This is a genomic window from Mucilaginibacter sp. McL0603, assembly GCF_049992945.1.
Lineage (GTDB): Bacteria > Bacteroidota > Bacteroidia > Sphingobacteriales > Sphingobacteriaceae > Mucilaginibacter.
This window is the reverse complement of the sequence record NZ_CP188251.1, coordinates 887,875-905,520: the sequence shown is the minus strand read 5'-3', so window position 1 is coordinate 905,520 and position 17,646 is coordinate 887,875. Positions and strand designations below refer to the sequence as shown.

At 41.7% G+C, this 17,646-nt stretch carries 13 protein-coding genes; 12 read left to right on the top strand and 1 reads right to left on the bottom strand.

Annotated features, from left to right (window positions below; translation table 11 throughout):
* The first annotated feature begins 56 nt into the window (after positions 1 to 56).
* The 6 genes from ACPPVU_RS04225 (at position 57) to ACPPVU_RS04200 (ending at position 7,725) form a co-directional block, all read left to right on the top strand.
* Positions 57 to 398 (top strand): hypothetical protein, encoded by a 342-nt coding sequence (locus tag ACPPVU_RS04225; RefSeq protein ID WP_426670451.1) that lies wholly within the window; start codon positions 57 to 59, stop codon positions 396 to 398.
* A 71-nt stretch (positions 399 to 469) separates the two neighbouring features.
* Positions 470 to 4,816, top strand: a complete 4,347-nt coding sequence (locus tag ACPPVU_RS04220) for a CusA/CzcA family heavy metal efflux RND transporter (RefSeq protein ID WP_426670450.1) — start codon at positions 470 to 472, stop codon at positions 4,814 to 4,816.
* A gap of 2 nt (positions 4,817 to 4,818) precedes the next feature.
* Positions 4,819 to 5,988: an efflux RND transporter periplasmic adaptor subunit gene (locus ACPPVU_RS04215; protein WP_426670449.1), complete on the top strand. Its 1,170-nt coding sequence runs from the start codon at positions 4,819 to 4,821 to the stop codon at positions 5,986 to 5,988.
* Between the two features lie 394 nt (positions 5,989 to 6,382).
* Complete coding sequence (locus ACPPVU_RS04210) at positions 6,383 to 6,706, top strand: ArsR/SmtB family transcription factor (RefSeq protein ID WP_426670448.1); 324 nt, start codon at positions 6,383 to 6,385, stop codon at positions 6,704 to 6,706.
* 41 nt (positions 6,707 to 6,747) lie between these two features.
* Positions 6,748 to 7,239, top strand: a complete 492-nt coding sequence (locus tag ACPPVU_RS04205; RefSeq protein ID WP_426670447.1) for an SRPBCC family protein — start codon at positions 6,748 to 6,750, stop codon at positions 7,237 to 7,239.
* Between the two features lie 45 nt (positions 7,240 to 7,284).
* A complete protein-coding gene (locus ACPPVU_RS04200) occupies positions 7,285 to 7,725 on the top strand; it encodes a VOC family protein (protein ID WP_426670446.1) in 441 nt (146 codons plus the stop codon).
* A gap of 257 nt (positions 7,726 to 7,982) precedes the next feature.
* Here ACPPVU_RS04200 and ACPPVU_RS04195 read toward each other — a convergent pair whose 3' ends face one another.
* Positions 7,983 to 8,732 carry a hypothetical protein gene (locus tag ACPPVU_RS04195; protein WP_426670445.1) on the bottom strand — a complete coding sequence of 250 codons (750 nt, stop codon included), beginning with the start codon at positions 8,730 to 8,732 and terminating at the stop codon, positions 7,983 to 7,985.
* Positions 8,733 to 9,064: 332 nt separating this feature from the next.
* Here ACPPVU_RS04195 and ACPPVU_RS04190 point away from each other — a divergent pair, with 332 nt between their 5' ends.
* The 6 genes from ACPPVU_RS04190 to ACPPVU_RS04165 all read left to right on the top strand — a co-directional run bounded on the left by ACPPVU_RS04190 (position 9,065) and on the right by ACPPVU_RS04165 (position 17,611).
* Positions 9,065 to 9,964: a helix-turn-helix domain-containing protein gene (locus ACPPVU_RS04190; protein ID WP_426670444.1), complete on the top strand. Its 900-nt coding sequence runs from the start codon at positions 9,065 to 9,067 to the stop codon at positions 9,962 to 9,964.
* 104 nt (positions 9,965 to 10,068) lie between these two features.
* A complete protein-coding gene (locus ACPPVU_RS04185) occupies positions 10,069 to 10,476 on the top strand; it encodes a VOC family protein (RefSeq protein WP_426670443.1) in 408 nt (135 codons plus the stop codon).
* A 19-nt stretch (positions 10,477 to 10,495) separates the two neighbouring features.
* The gene (locus ACPPVU_RS04180) at positions 10,496 to 11,110 is read left to right on the top strand and encodes a YdeI/OmpD-associated family protein (RefSeq protein ID WP_426670442.1); all 615 of its coding nucleotides are present in this window, start codon (positions 10,496 to 10,498) and stop codon (positions 11,108 to 11,110) included.
* 988 nt (positions 11,111 to 12,098) lie between these two features.
* Positions 12,099 to 14,012 carry a 7TM diverse intracellular signaling domain-containing protein gene (locus ACPPVU_RS04175; protein ID WP_426670441.1) on the top strand — a complete coding sequence of 638 codons (1,914 nt, stop codon included), beginning with the start codon at positions 12,099 to 12,101 and terminating at the stop codon, positions 14,010 to 14,012.
* Positions 14,013 to 14,473: 461 nt separating this feature from the next.
* Complete coding sequence (locus ACPPVU_RS04170; protein WP_426670440.1) at positions 14,474 to 16,363, top strand: glycoside hydrolase family 30 beta sandwich domain-containing protein; 1,890 nt, start codon at positions 14,474 to 14,476, stop codon at positions 16,361 to 16,363.
* 24 nt (positions 16,364 to 16,387) lie between these two features.
* A complete protein-coding gene (locus ACPPVU_RS04165; protein WP_426670439.1) occupies positions 16,388 to 17,611 on the top strand; it encodes a family 16 glycosylhydrolase in 1,224 nt (407 codons plus the stop codon).
* Positions 17,612 to 17,646: the final 35 nt, after the last annotated feature.

Below are 17,646 nucleotides of genomic sequence, written 5' to 3'. Positions count from 1 at the left end.
ATAATGAAACCACACTTCATAAATCATTTTATAAATTCAATCCCTATATTTGCTTTATGAAGCTATGGATCAGCAAATTTTTCTTAATGACAGGGATGGTCCTGTTGCTGTTCCATAATATCGTTGCTCACCATCACGATGATGAACACGAAAAGTATATTCACCATCATAACCACGATGCCCTGGAGCATGCCAAAATTGATCATATTTTTTTCACCCAATACACATATACAAGCTTACCGGCGGTCATTCCGGATTTAGTTTTTAAACCAGAATACAGCTTTGTACAATTCCCGGTGATTCTGCCAAATCAGCCGGTGATCCTGCCGGAAGAACCTTACCCGCCGGGCTGGGGTACCAATCAAACCATTCTTCGCGGCCCTCCTTCCAACTGTTAATCCTGTGTTACACACAGCATAAGGCATCCCTTTGCCTGTTCTTTAATCATTAACAGTTAATTGCTACTTTCATGTTGAATAAAATCATTGAGTTTTCCGTAAGGAACAAGCTCATCGTCGGCCTGTTCATTCTTGGCCTAATAGGCTTTGGTATTTATGAGGTCACCCGTTTACCTATTGATGCGGTGCCCGACATAACCGATAACCAGGTACAGATTATTACCCGTACCCCGTCATTGGGTGCGCCTGACGTAGAACGTCTCATCTCTTTTCCAATTGAACAAAGCTGCCGCAATATCCCCGATGTCAAAGAGATCCGCAGCTTTTCCCGCTTTGGCCTTTCCGTGGTCACCATCGTTTTTGAAGATAAGGCTGATGTGTACTGGGCACGCCAGCAGGTGAGTGAACGCCTGGCAGATATCGCTACCCAAATACCCACTGAATTTGGCAAACCGGAAATGGCCCCTGTTACTACAGGTTTGGGCGAAATCTATCAATATTCCGTCAGGGCCAAACCCGGTTACGAAAAGAAATACGATGCCATGCAATTGCGCACTATACAGGACTGGATCGTGCGCAGACAGCTTTTAGGCTTACCCGGTGTTGCCGATGTCAGCAGCTTTGGAGGCTATCTTAAACAATATGAAATATCGGTCAACCCCGACAGGCTCAAAGCCAATAATGTTTCCATAACGGATGTTTTCAATGCATTGCAAAAGAACAATAACAATACCGGTGGGGCCTATATCGAACGGGGGCCGACCGTATTGTTCATCCGAAGCGAAGGACTGGTTGGATCATTGGATGATATTGGCAGCATCGTAGTGAAAAACCTGCCTAACGGCACGCCTTTACTGATCAGGGATGTGGGCGAAGTTGGCCTGGGACATGCGACAAGATATGGAGCGATGACCTGGAACGGCAAACAGGCGGTATCCGGCGCGGTAGTAATGATGCTGAAAGGTGCGAACAGCAACGTAGTGATCAAAAATATTAAGGATAAGGTTGCGCAGATACAAAAGACTTTACCACAAGGCGTGGTGATCGATGCTTTCCTCGACCGGACAAAAATGGTAAACAATGCCATCAGCACCGTAGAACATAACTTGATTGAAGGAATGGTCATTGTGCTGATCGTGCTGATCATTTTCCTGGGCAATTTCCGGGCAGGTTTACTGGTCGCTTCGGTGATCCCACTTGCCATGCTGATTGCCGTTATACTAATGAACCTGTTTGGCGTTTCAGGAAATCTGATGAGCCTTGGAGCCCTGGATTTTGGATTGATCGTGGATGGCGCAGTGATCATTGTGGAGGCCATTATGCACGATATTTACCTGAAAAAACAGGAAAAAATCGGCGACAAGGAAATGGATACTGAGGTGATCAGTGTAGCAACAAGAATGCAGAATGTTGCTGTCTTTGGAGAATTGATTATCCTGATCGTTTACATTCCGATCTTCACTCTCCAGGGGATTGAGGGTAAGATGTTCAAACCGATGGCACAGACCGTATCCTTTGCACTAATAGGTGCATTCATTCTTTCACTGACCTATATACCGATGATGAGCAGCATATTTCTTACCCGTAAAGGGAAACATGAAAAAAACTGGTCAGATCACATGATGGATTTTTTTATGAAGTTTCATCAGTACCTGTTGCAACGGGTGATTAAACACCCAAAATTAGTGCTCAGTATTGCTTCAGTAACTTTTATCGTAGCAGTATTTATTCTTACCCGTTTAGGCGGCGAATTTATCCCAAAATTGGAAGAAGGCGATTTTGCGGTAGAAACACGCGTGCTAACCGGCAGCAGTTTACAAACTTCTGTGAACGCTGTGTCTGAAGGGTCCCTTATCTTGTTAAGCAAGTTTCCTGAAGTGGAACAGGTTGTAGGTAAAACAGGCAGTTCTGAAATACCAACCGACCCGATGCCGATTGACGCCAGTGATATGATGGTCATCCTGAAGGATAAGAGCCAGTGGACATCGGCTAAAACATTTGATGAACTGACGACGAAGATGTCTAAAGAACTGGAAGCAGTCCCGGGGGTGACCTTCGGTTTTCAATACCCGGTTCAGATGCGTTTTAATGAACTCATGACCGGTGCAAGGCAGGATGTGGTGTGTAAAATATTCGGGGATAACCTGGATACGCTAGCCATTTTTGCCAAAAAGCTGGGCGCGATTGTCGGGGGCATTAAAGGCGCACGGGATATTTATGTGGAAACGATCACGGGTATGCCCCAGATCGTCATCCGGTATAAACGGGCGGCCATTGCTGAATACGGCTTAAATGTGGAAGATATTAACCGCGTGGTGAACACCGCATTTGCCGGGCAAAGCAGCGGCACGGTTTACGAGGGTGAAAAACGCTTTGATTTGGTGGTGCGCCTGGCCGGGGAACAGCGCAAACAGTTGAGCGATGTACAGGACTTATTGATCCCGACCCCCAATGGTAACCAGGTGCCTTTGCAGCAGGTTGCAGAAGTTAAGATTGAAGAAGGCCCCAACCAGATTCAGCGGGAAGATGCGCAGCGGCGCATCATCGTAGGATTTAATGTATTGGGACGGGATGTGCAAAGTATGGTGGAAGAACTGCAGCAGAAAGTAAACAGCCAAGTTAAACTGCCGCCCGGTTATTATACGACTTACGGAGGCGCTTTTGAAAACCTGAACGCCGCCAAGCAGCGCCTGACTATTGCCGTTCCGGTTTCCTTGTTACTAATCCTGCTTATGCTGTACCTGGCGTTCGGTTCCGTTAAGCACGGTTTGCTTATTTTTTCGGCTGTTCCCTTATCCGCTATCGGCGGCATCCTTGCCCTAGTGGTCAGAGGAATGCCTTTCAGCATTAGCGCAGGAGTTGGTTTTATTGCACTTTTTGGCGTAGCAGTGTTGAATGGCCTGGTATTGATCTCTGAATTTAACCGCTTACGAAAAGAGGGCTGGGATGATCTTCGGGCCATTGTTTTTGAAGGGACCAGATTGCGATTACGGCCGGTACTGATGACTGCTTCGGTTGCCTCATTAGGTTTCCTGCCAATGGCATTAAGCAATGGGTCGGGGGCAGAAGTACAGCGGCCTTTGGCTACCGTAGTGATCGGCGGCTTAATGACCGCGACCTTACTAACGCTGTTTGTCTTACCGATTTTATATATCCTGTTTGAGAAAGGAAAAACGATGAAAGTACCCGTTAAACCTGTGGTGATTTTATCGCTCACTTCATTGGGCCTCTTCGTCGGCTGTGCAAAAGCGCAAACGCCGATCAGCCTGAAAGCTGCGCTAGATACCGCTATCAAAAATAACCTGAGCCTGAAGAGCGAAAGGCTGAATGCTGATTACCTGAAAAAGAACACCGGTACCGGTGTTACTATCCCCAAAACCAATATATCCGGGGAATACGGCAATATCAACAGCGCTTATACGGACAACAGGTTTTCGGTGGTGCAATCGGTTAACTTTCCAACGGTTTATACAAGGCAAAAAGCCTTGCTGGATGCTGAATACCAGTCAGGTGAACTGACTGTTAATTTGCGGCAGCATGAACTGGAACGGACAGTAACAGAAAGTTTTTATCAGATCCTTTACCTGGAACAAAAACAGCAACTGCTGCTTAGCGCTGATAGCACCTATGCGCTGTTCGTTAAAAACGCCAGCCTTCGCCTTGAAAAGGGAGAAAGCAATATCCTGGAAAAAACCACGGCGGAAACCCAGCGTGGGCAGATCGCCCGGCAAACTGAAATGGTGAATGCTGATTTGGCGATTGCGGAGGACCGCTTTAAAACTTTGCTGAATACCAGTCAGGATTACCAGCCTGATGCGGCCGGTTTTAAACTCGCTTTGCCAATAATAACAGATACTGCCTTAAGTCAGCATCCGCAGATCAAATATCTCAGCCAGCAGGCGCAGATTTCGAAGGCACAAACACAGGTTGAAAAGTCTAAACTCATGCCGGATTTGAGCCTTGGTTATTTTAACCAGAGCTTTAAAGGAACACAACTAGTTAACGGGGTCGATCGCTTTTATGATAACAGCAACCGCTTTTCATCGGTTCAGTTAGGGGTTTCGGTGCCATTGTTCTTTGGCGCGCAGAAAAATAAGATCAGCGCGTCAAGGATACAGGAACAAAGGGCACAGGTGGATTACCAGTCCGGCTTACAAGCTTTACAAAGCCGGTATAAACAGGCTGCAGCAGAAGTTAGCAAGTATCAAAAACTGGTGGATTACTATGAAAAGACTGGCTTGCCCAATGCCAGCCTCATTCTGAAAACAGCCAATCTGCAATTTACGGCAGGCCAGATTAATTACCTGGAATATGTTTTACTCATCAACCAGGCAATGTCCATCCGCAGTGAATATACCGATGTGGTGAACAATCTTAACCAGGCTATTATTCAAATCAGCTCGCTTCAAACCAAATAATCATGAACCCAACGATAAAAGCATATATTCAAAAATCCGCTGTAATGATAGCAGCTTTAGCGCTGTTCTCCTGCGGTCAGCAACCGGATACAACGAAAACCAAAACAGCAGAAAAGTCCACCTCTGTAAACAGCTCTGCGGTAACGTTAACCGATGCCCAGCTCAAAACCGCCGGGATAGATACCGGTCATGCACAGCAACGCCCCGTTTCGACCACCTTGCGTGTAACCGGCGCAATTGATGTGCCGCCGCAAAATATGGTGAGCATCAGTTTCCCGATGGGCGGCTATCTCCAATACAGTCATTTGTTGCCGGGGATGCATGTTAGCCGCGGGGAAACCATCGCCATTATGGAAGATCAGCAATTTATCCAGTTGCAACAGGATTATTTAACAGCCAAAGCGAAGTTATCCTACGCAGAAAAGGATTACACCCGCCAGCGCGATCTGAACCAGAGTAAGGCCAATAGCGATAAAGTATTTCAGCAGGCCCAGGCCGACTATGAAAGCCAGAAGATACTGGTCGGCTCTTTATCAGAGAAATTGCGGCTGATTGGCATGAACCCGGCAAAGGTTACTGATGGTAATATTACTCGCAATGCAGCAATTTATTCACCTATTGACGGCTATGTGAGCAAGGTGAACGTCAACATCGGCAAATATGTGAACCCCACCGATGTGCTGTTCGAGATTGTTGACCCGAGGGATATTCATTTAGCTTTGGATGTCTTTGAAAAAGATGTCAGTCAGCTCCATAGCGGCCAGAAAGTAATAGCCTATACAAACAGCAGCCCGAATAAGAAATATACCTGCAAAATTGTTCTCATCGGCAAAGACCTGAGCGACCAACGTAAGACAGAGGTGCATTGCCACTTTGAACAATACGATAAAAACCTGTTACCCGGCACTTTTATGAATGCGGAGATCGAGGTAACCGCGAACAATGCCTTAACATTGCCGGAAGATGCCATAGTGAACTATGAAAACAAAACCTATGCTTTTAAGGTAAAGGGCAAGAACAGTTTTGAAATGATGGAAGTAAAAACAGGGGTTGCCAAAGACGGCTTTGTGGAACTGACCGCAAGCGATGTAGCATTGCGCAACAATACCTTTGTGACCAAAGGGGCCTACAGCCTGCTCATGAAAATGAAAAATACAGGTGAGGATGAATAATAGAATCCGCATTAGGGGTGTACTTCTTTAATTTCCTTAACAAGCTCCAAAATCCCTTCAAGGTGTTCTAATAGATTCCCATTCACCCAGCCTTGTCATACAATAGCCTGCTAAAGCATTGATTCTTAGCAGGCTATTTCTTTTTGAACTATTTTCTGCGCATAAATAACCTATATAAATTGGAATAAATATTTGAAAATAAGATGGTTATAGATATTTGCAAGTTCGAGTTCCTTCTTCATGTAAAGTAAGACACGGTTTCGTTGGCTATTGTAACAAATACCACAAACTTCCCGTCATTATACCTCGACAAAAAAAAATGCAAAAATATTTGCGCAACTCAAAAGTTGCATATATATTTGCAACCTGAGGGTTGCGCAATTAATAATCAAGAATGAAACAAGATATATTCCAGGCCATATCAGACCCAACACGCAGGGCTATTTTAACATTAATCGCTATCCAGGCATTAACACCAAATGCAATGGCGGAAAAATTTGATATGACCCGCCAGGCAGTATCAAAACATATTAAAGTATTGCACGAATGCGAATTGATTAAACCCGAGCAGAGCGGCAGGGAAATCTATTATCACTTTAACGCGAAAAAAATGCAGGAATTTGACCATTGGTTAGCCCAATTCAGGCAAAACTGGGAAACTCAATTTAATCAATTGGACCAATTATTAACTACAATTAAAACACAGACCACGAAGTAGCATTGATACCAATAAAATTATTAACTAACCATCAATAAATAATGGACAACGATTTGCTATTTGATTTTAACGTTGACAAGGCAGCGAAAATGGTATACATCACCAGGGAATTTAATGCCGGGCAGGCTTTAGTATGGGATGCCTTTACCAAAGCCGAACTGCTGGACCAATGGGTGGCACCGGCACCTATGCGCGCCAAAACCAAGTATATGAATTTTGAAGTTGGCGGGCGGCGATTTTACGCGATGATAAGCCCCGATGGGCAGGAGCGCTGGGCGGTGCAGGAATTTACTTCCATTACCCCGAAAACCAATTTTAAGATGTACAACGCGTTTGCGGATAAAGACGAAAATCGTGAACTGCCGGGTTCTGAATGGGATTACAATTTCAGCGAACAAAATGGCATAACCAAAGTGGACATTACCATTTACAATGAATCGTTTGAGCGATTGGAGAAATTATTAGAGGGCTTCAAAATAGGCTTCACCATGACCTTAAAAAACCTGGAAGAACTGTTGGCCTCCTTATCGTAGAAAACATAAAAAGAAAATTTACAATCACTTTAAAAAATAAAAATTATGAGAACAATCAATCCCTGGATCAACTTCAACGGAAATGCCGAAGAAGCATTCACTTTTTACAGATCAGTTTTTGGCGGAGAATTCACAAAGGTCATTCGTTTCAAGGACCTGGCAAGCGCTGAATTTCAGGTAGCAGAAAAGGAAGCAAATAAAATAATGACCATCGCTTTGCCACTTGGCAAACACAATGTGTTAATTGCCAATGATGTTCCCGAATTTATGGGACGGGTAAACGAAAGCGAGAACAGGTCCAAAATATCAGTTAGTGCAGAAAGTCGTGAAGAAGCCGACAAAATATTTAACGGATTATCGGCAGGCGGAGAGGTAGAGGGGCCCATTGGTGACAGTCCGTGGGGCACCTACGCAGGGATGTTTAGGGATAAATATGGCATTGAATGGATTGTGGAATTTGACCCCACTTATAACGGGCAAATTTAACCGAAGAAAAAAGCGGCCACTTACATGGTGCCGGGTCCAATGTCATAAAATTAAGCCAACCATTTGCTCGTAAAGATCGAATTTAGGGTAATAACACACTTAAAATAATAAGATTTGATTACGGCTTTAAATCCGATTTAATTTTAAAAGTCTCTAAAAAGGTCAAAAGTGATATCAGGTGTTCGATTGGAATCCCTCCCTCTCCTCCAGCACAAATGCTGTCCGCCGCAGGCAGATGGCATTTGTGTTTAAATAGCTTATTCTATCTGTTTATAAATTCCAAAGTCTGTGAGCTGTGCTGAACTTATGTTTTTATTAGGATAAAAATAATACGTGGCAAACCCAACAATTGGTTGATTAGCTACTAATTCAAGTGGCTTTGTTGGTTTGTAAATCGGACCACGAGTAATGATTGCCTGATCAATTTCGATATGATCAATTTGCTTACCTGCAGATTCAATAATTTTTATATTTCCTTTTAAAAACGGGACCATACCTGAGAAGTCTTTGCCGCCAAACTTCTTTTTTACCTGATAAAAAACTAAGCTGTCTTTTGTCTCTTTAAAACCATCAAAACTATATTCCATTAAGCCAGTAGTGCTTATCGCACTTCCATAGGTTTGTTTATATTCAGTTACGTTTATAATAAACCCGCTATTGGTTATACTATATTTTTTTTCAGGTACTAAAAGTGTATCTTTCGCCGTGCTTGGATTCGGCCCATCAGTAATATCAATCATTTTAAGTTGCTTACCTGTCGGTTTATTTTCAAAATAATAGCATGGCAACGGTTTGATGTTATTTCTTGAAAATACATCATTTGAATCTAAAACTGTCAAACCACTAAAATCTGAACTTGTTACAAAACTTCCGGGGTAGGTAAATTCATAAATCACATAACTACTATTAGCGATTCTTTGCCTATACAAAAGCCTAGGTTTATCTTCAGAAGAATTGAAACAAGCTGTTAGAGATAGCAATAAGATCAAAAATGGTATATATTTCATTTATTAGGCTGATGCTCAAATTTAAGAAAATTAAACTATGGCAGATTATCCAGTAAATTTAAAAATGAGATAAAAGTGTTCGACTACGGTCCCGTTCTCTCAGGAGCAACAAAACCCGACAAATATCGGGTTTTGTTGCTTTAAAACACGGACACAAGGCGCCGTGATGTTCTAAACATCATTTCTATTCCAATTGATATATTGACGATATGCAAATTAAAGCGATAATTATATAAGTAATATTAATTCCTCTCTGCGGTGAATCTTTTTGTATTAGTAGGTGAATATATTTTCTTTCTCTATTTTAGAATCAACCTTCTTGTTGATCATTTATGAAGAAAACAAAAACCGCTCTTCCTTATTACACAGAGATCAACGATTTTCTGGCCTCTATTCCATGGCCGGGACGAACAATTGATCCAGATTTTTACTGTTTGAGGTTAAAGCCACTCGATCAGGATCTGCAGGTATACCGGCCACCTTTTAAACGTTCATTCTATTTTTTTGCCCTGCTATTCAATTCCGGTAAGATCGAGGTTAGCTATGGCGATCAGACCATTCACGATCCTGATTGCTATCTCGTCTTTCATTCGCCCAATCTTGTATATAGCTTTGCGCATAACAATGCCCTGGAGGGTTATGTGATCTATTTTAAGCCGGAATGCTTCTCATTCTTCAAACCAGATTTTCACCAGCAATTTTCCTTATTTGATGTGTTACATACCAACTTGTTTAAGTTTGAACAGGCCACATTTAAACAATTAGCGCCGCATTTTGAAGCTGTATTTGCCGCTTATGAAGGGTCGGCCAAATCACAACATATGGAAGCAAGAGTAAAGTTGCTCGGCTTGCTCTACTACCTGGAAGATTTTGCGCTGGAAAAGAAAAAGGATATTCGCCAGGCCACAACGCAGCAAATCCTGTTGCGTAAATTTATTCAGTTAATTGATAACCATTATATCAATAAGCGCACCGTGCAGGAATACGCAGATCTGCTTTCGGTTACCGCCAATTATCTCTCCCAGTCTGTTAAGCAGGTTTCGGGTAAAAATGCACTTACTTTTATTGCTGAACGCCTGACCACCGAAGCCCGGTCGCTCATTCAATACACCGATTTTGAGGTAGCTGAGATTGCCTATCAACTCAACTTTTCAGACCCTGCTAATTTTGGCAAATTCTTCAAAAAGCAGGTAGGCTTGTCTCCTTCGGAGTTCCGGAAACAACGCAAGTAATTAAATTGACCTGTTTATCCAAGTTTTCGACCAAATCTCCTGAAGCATTTTAAGTTTTTTTGCTCCAGTAAATTAAATATATCCTAAACGATCAATTTAATAACATGGCAACTAAAGTATTTATCAATCTTCCAGTGAAGGACCTGGCCAGGTCTATGGAATTCTTTCAGGATTTAGGTTTTTCATTTAATCCACAGTTTACCGACGAAAAGGCCGGCTGTATGATTGTGAGCGACAGCATTTTTGTGATGTTGCTTACCGACACCTATTTCAAATCTTTTATCGATACCGAAGTATGCGACGCACATCGCTCTACCGAAGTGCTTATTGCGCTTGATGCCGCGTCGGCAGATGAGGTAAAACGATTCGTCAGCAAAGCCGAATCATTGGGCGGAAAGATATATGCCCGGGCACAGGACCAGGGCTGGATGTATCAACATAGTTTTGCCGATCTTGACGGCCACAAATGGGAGATGGCCTACCTGGATATGAGTCAGTTTCCACAACAGTAACAATTTTAAATTAAACACGATGAATCGTAATTCAGATGTGGATGCTTACATAGCCAACTCGGAAGACTTTGCAAAACCCATTCTTGAGCATTGGCACCGGCTCATTCATGAAAATTGCCCGGATGCAGAAGAAACTATAAAATGGAGCCTACCCCATTTTGACTACAAAGGCGATAACATGTGTGTAGTGGCATCTTATAAAAATCATTGCTCTTTCACCTTCCTAAAGGCTGAACTGATGACCGACCTGCGTCTGAAAGCAAACAAGGACTTAAAGCCGATCCAAAGATTTTTGGGGAAGATCAGCAAAATTGGCGATCTGCCACCAGACGATGAATTTATAGCGATGCTTAAAGAAGCCATGCAGTTAAACGAAAAAGGAATCAAGACAAAAAAGAATAAACCAGAATCTGATAAACCAAAGGTATTGGAAACGCCCGATTATCTGCTGGCCGCATTAATATCTAACCCCAAAGCAAAAGAAGTTTTTGAAAGCAAATCCAACTCTTTCCGCAAGGAATATATTGTCTGGATTAGTGACGCCAAAACCGACGAAACACGGCAAAAAAGAATAAGTGAAGCTTTAGAGTGGATAGCCGAAGGAAAAGGCAGGTTTTGGAAACACCAAAAATAGACAACCTAAAATGCTACACCACCTTGCCTTAAAACTATTGGGAAATAAAACCAAGAACCAGGACGACTGATCATTTCTTATTTTTATTTCCTGTAATCTCTTTGATTATTGCGAGAATCGCAGTTAAGTGTTCTAACTGGCTCCCCTTATCCCCGCTTATTTCAATATCAAATAAAAAAAGGTCTGCAAGTCAAATGTTTGCAGGCCTTTGTGTTATAGTAAAGTCATCATATTATTCACCAATTCACAATAAAATGGTAAGTAATTCGGCGAGTAATTTTCTGAGGATCTTTTACTCAATGCGGTATTTCATGCTACGGCTAGACGTATAAGGGAATTACCTATTGTTCCAGAGAATGTTATGGCTGATGAATTAACTTGAATAAATAAGAAACTAGTTGATTTAAGCTACTGTTACAGGCGGTTTACTTCGTTATTCTTTTAGATCAGTCCTGAAGACTAGAGGACTTTTTGGTTCGTGCCAGTAAGGTCAACACGTCCAATTATTTCCATCCTTTGCCAAAGACTTATTTTTATTTGTTATTTGCAATTCTGATTCCTTTTTCATTTTATCATAAAGTTCAATAAACTCGTCACATTGCGCTTTCGCATTTGGGCTATTCTTCTTTACAAACCCTGCTCGTTTACCTAAAAACTCAAAATTGTCGCGGTAAGAGATTTTAAGAATCTATCGCCGTTAAGTATTGTTTCAATATATTCTTTATCCAGGGCATTATCATTGTAATTGAATTTTAAATTTTTGCCAGGAATTATAACTTTCAATTAAAATATAAACAGTCAAGTTTGTGTTGTTACTCAACATAATGTTAAGTTTTGCGAATTTCGAAAAAGAGGCTTTTGGGAATTAAACCGGCAAAGTTGGTTCAGGCAATAACTGTATTAATTAATTTAATAGGTTTTAATAATGAATAACCTTAAAATTGTTTATACCAATTAAGACGATCTGCCTGCAAGCAGCTGAATTATTATGTTAAAGTTTTTCCTGAGATTCCAGTTGCTTTTTTTAGTGACTTTTTTGTGCATACCGGCATTTGCAAATGCACAAATTATCGTCCCAATTAATGATAATGCCAAACAACATATTTTTAGATATACCGAGATCAGCTTTCTGGAAGATACGACAGCGCGCATTACTTTTGACCAGGTAAGATTGCCTGGCATTCTGCAAAAATTTAAACCTAATAAAACAGCAACCCCCGTTACTGATCACCCTAATTCCGCTTACTGGTACCGGATCACCATTAAACACAATCGGAATAGCAAAAATAATTGGATACTTGAATTTTTTGACCAAACAATAGATAGTATTACCGTCTATTCACCCGATAATAAAAATCAATATTTTGCTACCTTACTGGGAAGCGACAGACCATTTACTGCCAGGCTCTATCAGCATAAAAACTTTAGCTTTAGTCTTAACAATACGTTTTCGGGCGACAAAACCTACTACATCCGCATCAAATCACATCAATCAGTAAATTCGATCATTGTGCTGCGTTCGGTAAGCTGGTTTATCAACTATGCGCTGGAGGAATATTTTTTATTTGGCATTTTTTATGGAATGATCCTGGTCTTTGGACTTTATAACATGATCATGTTTGTTGCCATGCGGCAAAAGCAATACCTGTATTATATTGTCTATAATTTAAGTATTGGGCTGTATGAAATGTGTACTGATGGCATCGCTTACCAGTATGTATGGCCGCTTTCGCCCGAATGGAATCATTACGCATATGGCATTGCCTTGTTCTCGGCAAGCATTTTTGCTATTTTATTTACGCAAAGCCTGCTGAATGTAAAGACCAGGGCGCCCCGTTTAAATAAATTACTTTACTGGATAATTGCAAGCCGGTGTATGTTTTTTTTCTTGTGTTTAACAGTTAATAAAAACTGGTTCACTTACAAGATCATTGAAATAATTCCTTTGACTGTAGCCTTCATAATAGGTTGCTATGTCCTGTATAAAGGCTACAGCCCAGCCCGTTTCTTTGTGGTGGGTTACAGCTTTTTACTTTTTGGTTTTATTATTAAGGCTTTGATTGCCCTTAACATTTGGTGGTTGCCTGTTACCGCTTTTAATTATTACACCTTAAGCATTTGCTTTATTATGGAAATGTTCTTTGTATCATTTGCCATCGGTGATAAGGTAAGAGTATTAAAAACAGAAAAAGACATTGCACAACAGCGTATTATAAAGGAACTTCAACAAAATGAAGAACTTAAAGACACACTAAATAAAAGATTAGAAGAGCAGGTACAGGAACGAACCGGCCAATTGGTACAAAAAAACGTGGTTATTGAACAACAAAACCAGGAACTAACAACGGTAAACCAGTTGCTGAAAGAACAGGCAGAAGAAATATCGCGCATGAACGTTTTGCTGGAAAAGGATAATACGTTATTACATAACGATATTGAAAAGGTTACACATAACCGTGTAATGTCGGCAGAGGTTAATTTTGAAGAATTCAGCAAAATATATCCCGACAGAGAAACCTGCTTTAAATTCCTTTCCGATCTGAAATGGGAAAAAGGTTATAAATGCCGCAAGTGTGAGGGCACACATTATGGTAACGGGCATCTTCCTTACAGTAGAAGGTGCTCAAAATGCGGCTATGGGGAGTCTGTAATTGCCTATACTATATTGCAAAACACACGCATACCCATTAATAAGGCTTTCTACATTATTTTTTTAATGTACTCCACCAAAGGCAAAATATCCTCACATAAATTGTCTGAAATACTCTCCATAAGGCAAAGCACTTGCTGGGCTTATAGCTCACGTATTAAAAAGATCATGAACAGCAGGAAAAAAGAGCTCAGCAAGGCGGATGACAAAGGCTGGAGTAAGCTCGTTATTGATACCAGTCTATCAGATTGAAATTTTTGAATACGTTTTTTTTGACACTTAAATAAGTATTTTTTCGCAACAATTAATTGTTAATTAACCGTATCGTAATTATTTTCTACCCTTTCAAAAAACACTATTACAGTGTTCATTGGGCAATTTTTTGCCTCCTATGTATTGTGTCTCAAGCGTATTGTTTTGCATATAACATTCTAATAATCAATAATTTATTAATTATTTGCTTGCTGATTTGTCTTTAATTCTTATAGATTTGTAATGCCAGTTATATTCATACAACCTAGGCCAAAACTAAAAACACTTAAATGGCTACCTGTCTTCTTTAAGATTTGGTTATTTATATTTTTTAGCATTGGTTAATTTAAAAATACTGAAAAAATATGCAGACATATTTTCTCCTGTTTCCCAATGCTGAAAATATTTCATGTAAGTGCCTGATAAATAACCAAAAATCTTTCAACTAAATAGTAAACTTTATGAGAATCAATTACAACCACAAAATGAAATGGCTGTCTGTATTATTAATGATACTTCCGGCTGTGTTCTATTATTCGTGTAAAAAGGACCTGTCCAATCCGGCTAATGCAGTCGTTGTCGCAAAAGGAACAGTTTCCCGCGCGGCTAATGAAACGGTAAGCATTTGGGAAACCACCCCAGATCAGTCCAAGCTATTACAACAACAAACCAGCGTCAACTTCTCAACTGACGCGGGTACCAATCCAACTACCATTGCTGTTGATGAGAATACTACTTATCAAACTATTGATGGCTTTGGATATGCTTTAACAGGTGGAAGTGCCTCGTTGATCAATGGGTTGGGGCCAAATCAAAGCACCATGCTGACTGACATTTTTTCAACAGCATCCGGCCATGTTGGTTCAAGCTTCGTACGTATCACCATAGGCGCATCAGATCTGAGTTCATCAGATTTTACTTATGATGATATGCCTTCCGGACAAACGGATGTCAACCTAACCCATTTCAGTATCGGCCAGGAAATGACAGACCTGGTACCTGTTCTGAAAAAGATCATCGCAGTTAATCCATCTATAAAAATACTGGCTACACCCTGGACAGCGCCGGTATGGATGAAAACAGGAACTACCGGTAACAGTGGCTTTACCGGCGGCAGTTTAAACACGGCATATTATGATGCCTATGCAAGGTATTTTGTAAAATACATTCAGGCTATGCAGGCACAAGGGATCAATATTTATGCTATTACTCCGCAAAACGAGCCTTTAAATCCCAACAACAATCCTGCAATGACTATGCAGTCGAACGAGGAGGCTAATTTTATTAAAAACAATTTAGGCCCTCAATTTTCCGCCAATGGTATCAGCACCAAAATCATAGCTTATGATCATAATTGCGATCAGCCTGGCTATCCTGAAGCGGTTTTAGGAGATGCAAGCGCCAATCCTTATGTGGATGGCTCAGCATTTCACTTATATGCCGGCGACATCAGCGCCTTAACTGCCGTGCATAATGCTTTCCCCAGCAAGAACGTTTATTTTACGGAGCAGTTTATAGGCGGCCCCGGCAGTTTTGGGGGCGATCTTTCATGGCATGTCAATAATTTAATTATCGGTGCACCCCGTAACTGGAGCAAGGTTGTATTAGAATGGAATTTGGCGGCTGACCCTAATTATAATCCTCACACCAGTGGTGGCTGCTCTAGTTGTTTAGGCGCGGTAACCATATCAGGGAATAACTACACCCGTAACACTGCCTATTATACTGTAGCCCATGCTTCTGAATTCGTAAGGGCAGGTGCTGTCCGCATATCATCCAATACCTTTTCAGCAAGCATTCAGAATGTTGCTTTCAAAAACCCTGATGGCAGTAAAGTAGTTGTGGCTTTAAATACAGCAACGTCAAGCCAATCCTTTAAAATAAAATGGGGTGCCGAGTCATTTACCTACACTTTGCCCGCGGGTGCAGTGGCGACGTTTAAATGGTCGGGCACACAATCGAGCGGAGGGCCGCCGATTGGCCAAACTATTACCCTTAAAGGATTCAATAATCTTTATGTAAGCGGCGAAAACGGTACCACAGCTATGACCTGCACCCGCGCAACGCCCGGCACATGGGAGCAATTTTTAGTAGTTGATGCTGGTAGCGGTAAAGTGGCGCTGCAAAGCATGGGTAAATATGTGTCCAGCGAAAATGGTACAATGGCTATTACCTGTAACCGCACAACATATGGCGCCTGGGAAGAATTTACCTGGGGTGTAAATGCCGACGGTACAATAACCTTGCAAGGTAACAATGGCAAATTCGTTTCGAGTGAAAATGGCACGCAGGCTATGACCTGCACACGAGCCACTGCCTCGGGCTGGGAATCTTTTGGTGTAAACAAATAGAAATTTAAATCAATTATTATGAGTATGAGAAAGCAATTCTTCAATTTTTTGAAAAGTACTGGTATGGTACTGATGTTTGTAATTTTGGCAGTTTCCTGCAAAAAGGACGCCAACCAGGCGGCTAAAGACCTGGCAGATCCAGGGAAAACCACTACTCCGAGGGCGGTCACCTATCAGTTGGTATGGTCGGATGAGTTTAATGGCAGCAGCGTTGATGGATCAAAATGGAATATTGACGTTGGCAATCCGGGGGTTAATAATGAGAAGGAGTATTATCAGGCAGCCAACGTTACTGAATCCGGTGGTAATCTGGTGATCACTGCCAAACAACAGAGTGTTGGCGGACAGCCTTATACTTCTGCCAAGCTGAATACTTCGGGGAAATTATCGGTACAGTATGGCCGCATTGAGGCAAGGATCCAATTGCCTATGGTAACGGGTACATGGCCGGCATTCTGGATGCTGGGGAATAACATTGGTACAGTAGGCTGGCCAAATTGCGGCGAAATTGATATAATGGAACATGTAAACACTACCAACACCATATTAGGCACCATGCACTGGAACGGCGGCAGCGGGCATGTTCAATATGGCAGTAGCACTACGACGAGCCCTGGCAGTTTTCATATCTATGCTGTTCAATGGGATAGCAACAGTATAAACTGGTATGTTGATAATACTTTATATGCTACCGGTAATATTGCCAACAACATCAACAATACAGGGGCGTTTCAGTTGCCATTCTATGTTATACTCAACCTGGCTATAGGTGGCGACCTGCCTGGAAATACAATCGACAATAGTTCATTACCTACCAATATGCTTGTTGATTATGTTCGCGTATATAAAGCAGTAACCTCAAACGCGCCTCCGATTGGACAAACTATTACGCTTAAGGGATTTAATAACGATTATGTTAGCGGCGAAAATGGCACAATGCCTATGAACTGTAACCGTCCAACTGCTTCAACCTGGGAACAATTTTTAGTAGTTGACGCGGGCGGTGGCAAAGTGGCTCTGCAAAGTATGGGTAAATATGTATCCAGCGAAAACGGCACCATGCCTATTACCTGTAATCGGGCAACTTTTGGGGCCTGGGAAACATTTACCTGGGGTACAAACTCTGACGGAACAATAACGCTGCAAGGGAGCAACGGCAAATTCGTTTCAAGTGAAAACGGCACACAAGCCATGACCTGTAACCGGGCGACGGCCTCCGGATGGGAAGCTTTTGGCGTAAATAAATAATAATATATTTTATCATATAAAACCAACACCAGCAA

What these genes read in the sequence shown, in the direction of transcription:
- ACPPVU_RS04165 (WP_426670439.1), top strand. Translation starts at nt 16,388, where the DNA reads ATGAGAAAGCAATTCTTCAATTTTTTGAAAAGTACTGGTATGGTACTG.
- ACPPVU_RS04215 (WP_426670449.1), top strand. Translation starts at nt 4,819, where the DNA reads ATGAACCCAACGATAAAAGCATATATTCAAAAATCCGCTGTAATGATA.
- ACPPVU_RS04175 (WP_426670441.1), top strand. Translation starts at nt 12,099, where the DNA reads ATGTTAAAGTTTTTCCTGAGATTCCAGTTGCTTTTTTTAGTGACTTTT.
- ACPPVU_RS04190 (WP_426670444.1), top strand. Translation starts at nt 9,065, where the DNA reads ATGAAGAAAACAAAAACCGCTCTTCCTTATTACACAGAGATCAACGAT.
- ACPPVU_RS04195 (WP_426670445.1), bottom strand. Translation starts at nt 8,732, where the DNA reads ATGAAATATATACCATTTTTGATCTTATTGCTATCTCTAACAGCTTGT.
- ACPPVU_RS04210 (WP_426670448.1), top strand. Translation starts at nt 6,383, where the DNA reads ATGAAACAAGATATATTCCAGGCCATATCAGACCCAACACGCAGGGCT.
- ACPPVU_RS04205 (WP_426670447.1), top strand. Translation starts at nt 6,748, where the DNA reads ATGGACAACGATTTGCTATTTGATTTTAACGTTGACAAGGCAGCGAAA.
- ACPPVU_RS04200 (WP_426670446.1), top strand. Translation starts at nt 7,285, where the DNA reads ATGAGAACAATCAATCCCTGGATCAACTTCAACGGAAATGCCGAAGAA.
- ACPPVU_RS04180 (WP_426670442.1), top strand. Translation starts at nt 10,496, where the DNA reads ATGAATCGTAATTCAGATGTGGATGCTTACATAGCCAACTCGGAAGAC.
- ACPPVU_RS04170 (WP_426670440.1), top strand. Translation starts at nt 14,474, where the DNA reads ATGAGAATCAATTACAACCACAAAATGAAATGGCTGTCTGTATTATTA.
- ACPPVU_RS04225 (WP_426670451.1), top strand. Translation starts at nt 57, where the DNA reads ATGAAGCTATGGATCAGCAAATTTTTCTTAATGACAGGGATGGTCCTG.
- ACPPVU_RS04220 (WP_426670450.1), top strand. Translation starts at nt 470, where the DNA reads ATGTTGAATAAAATCATTGAGTTTTCCGTAAGGAACAAGCTCATCGTC.
- ACPPVU_RS04185 (WP_426670443.1), top strand. Translation starts at nt 10,069, where the DNA reads ATGGCAACTAAAGTATTTATCAATCTTCCAGTGAAGGACCTGGCCAGG.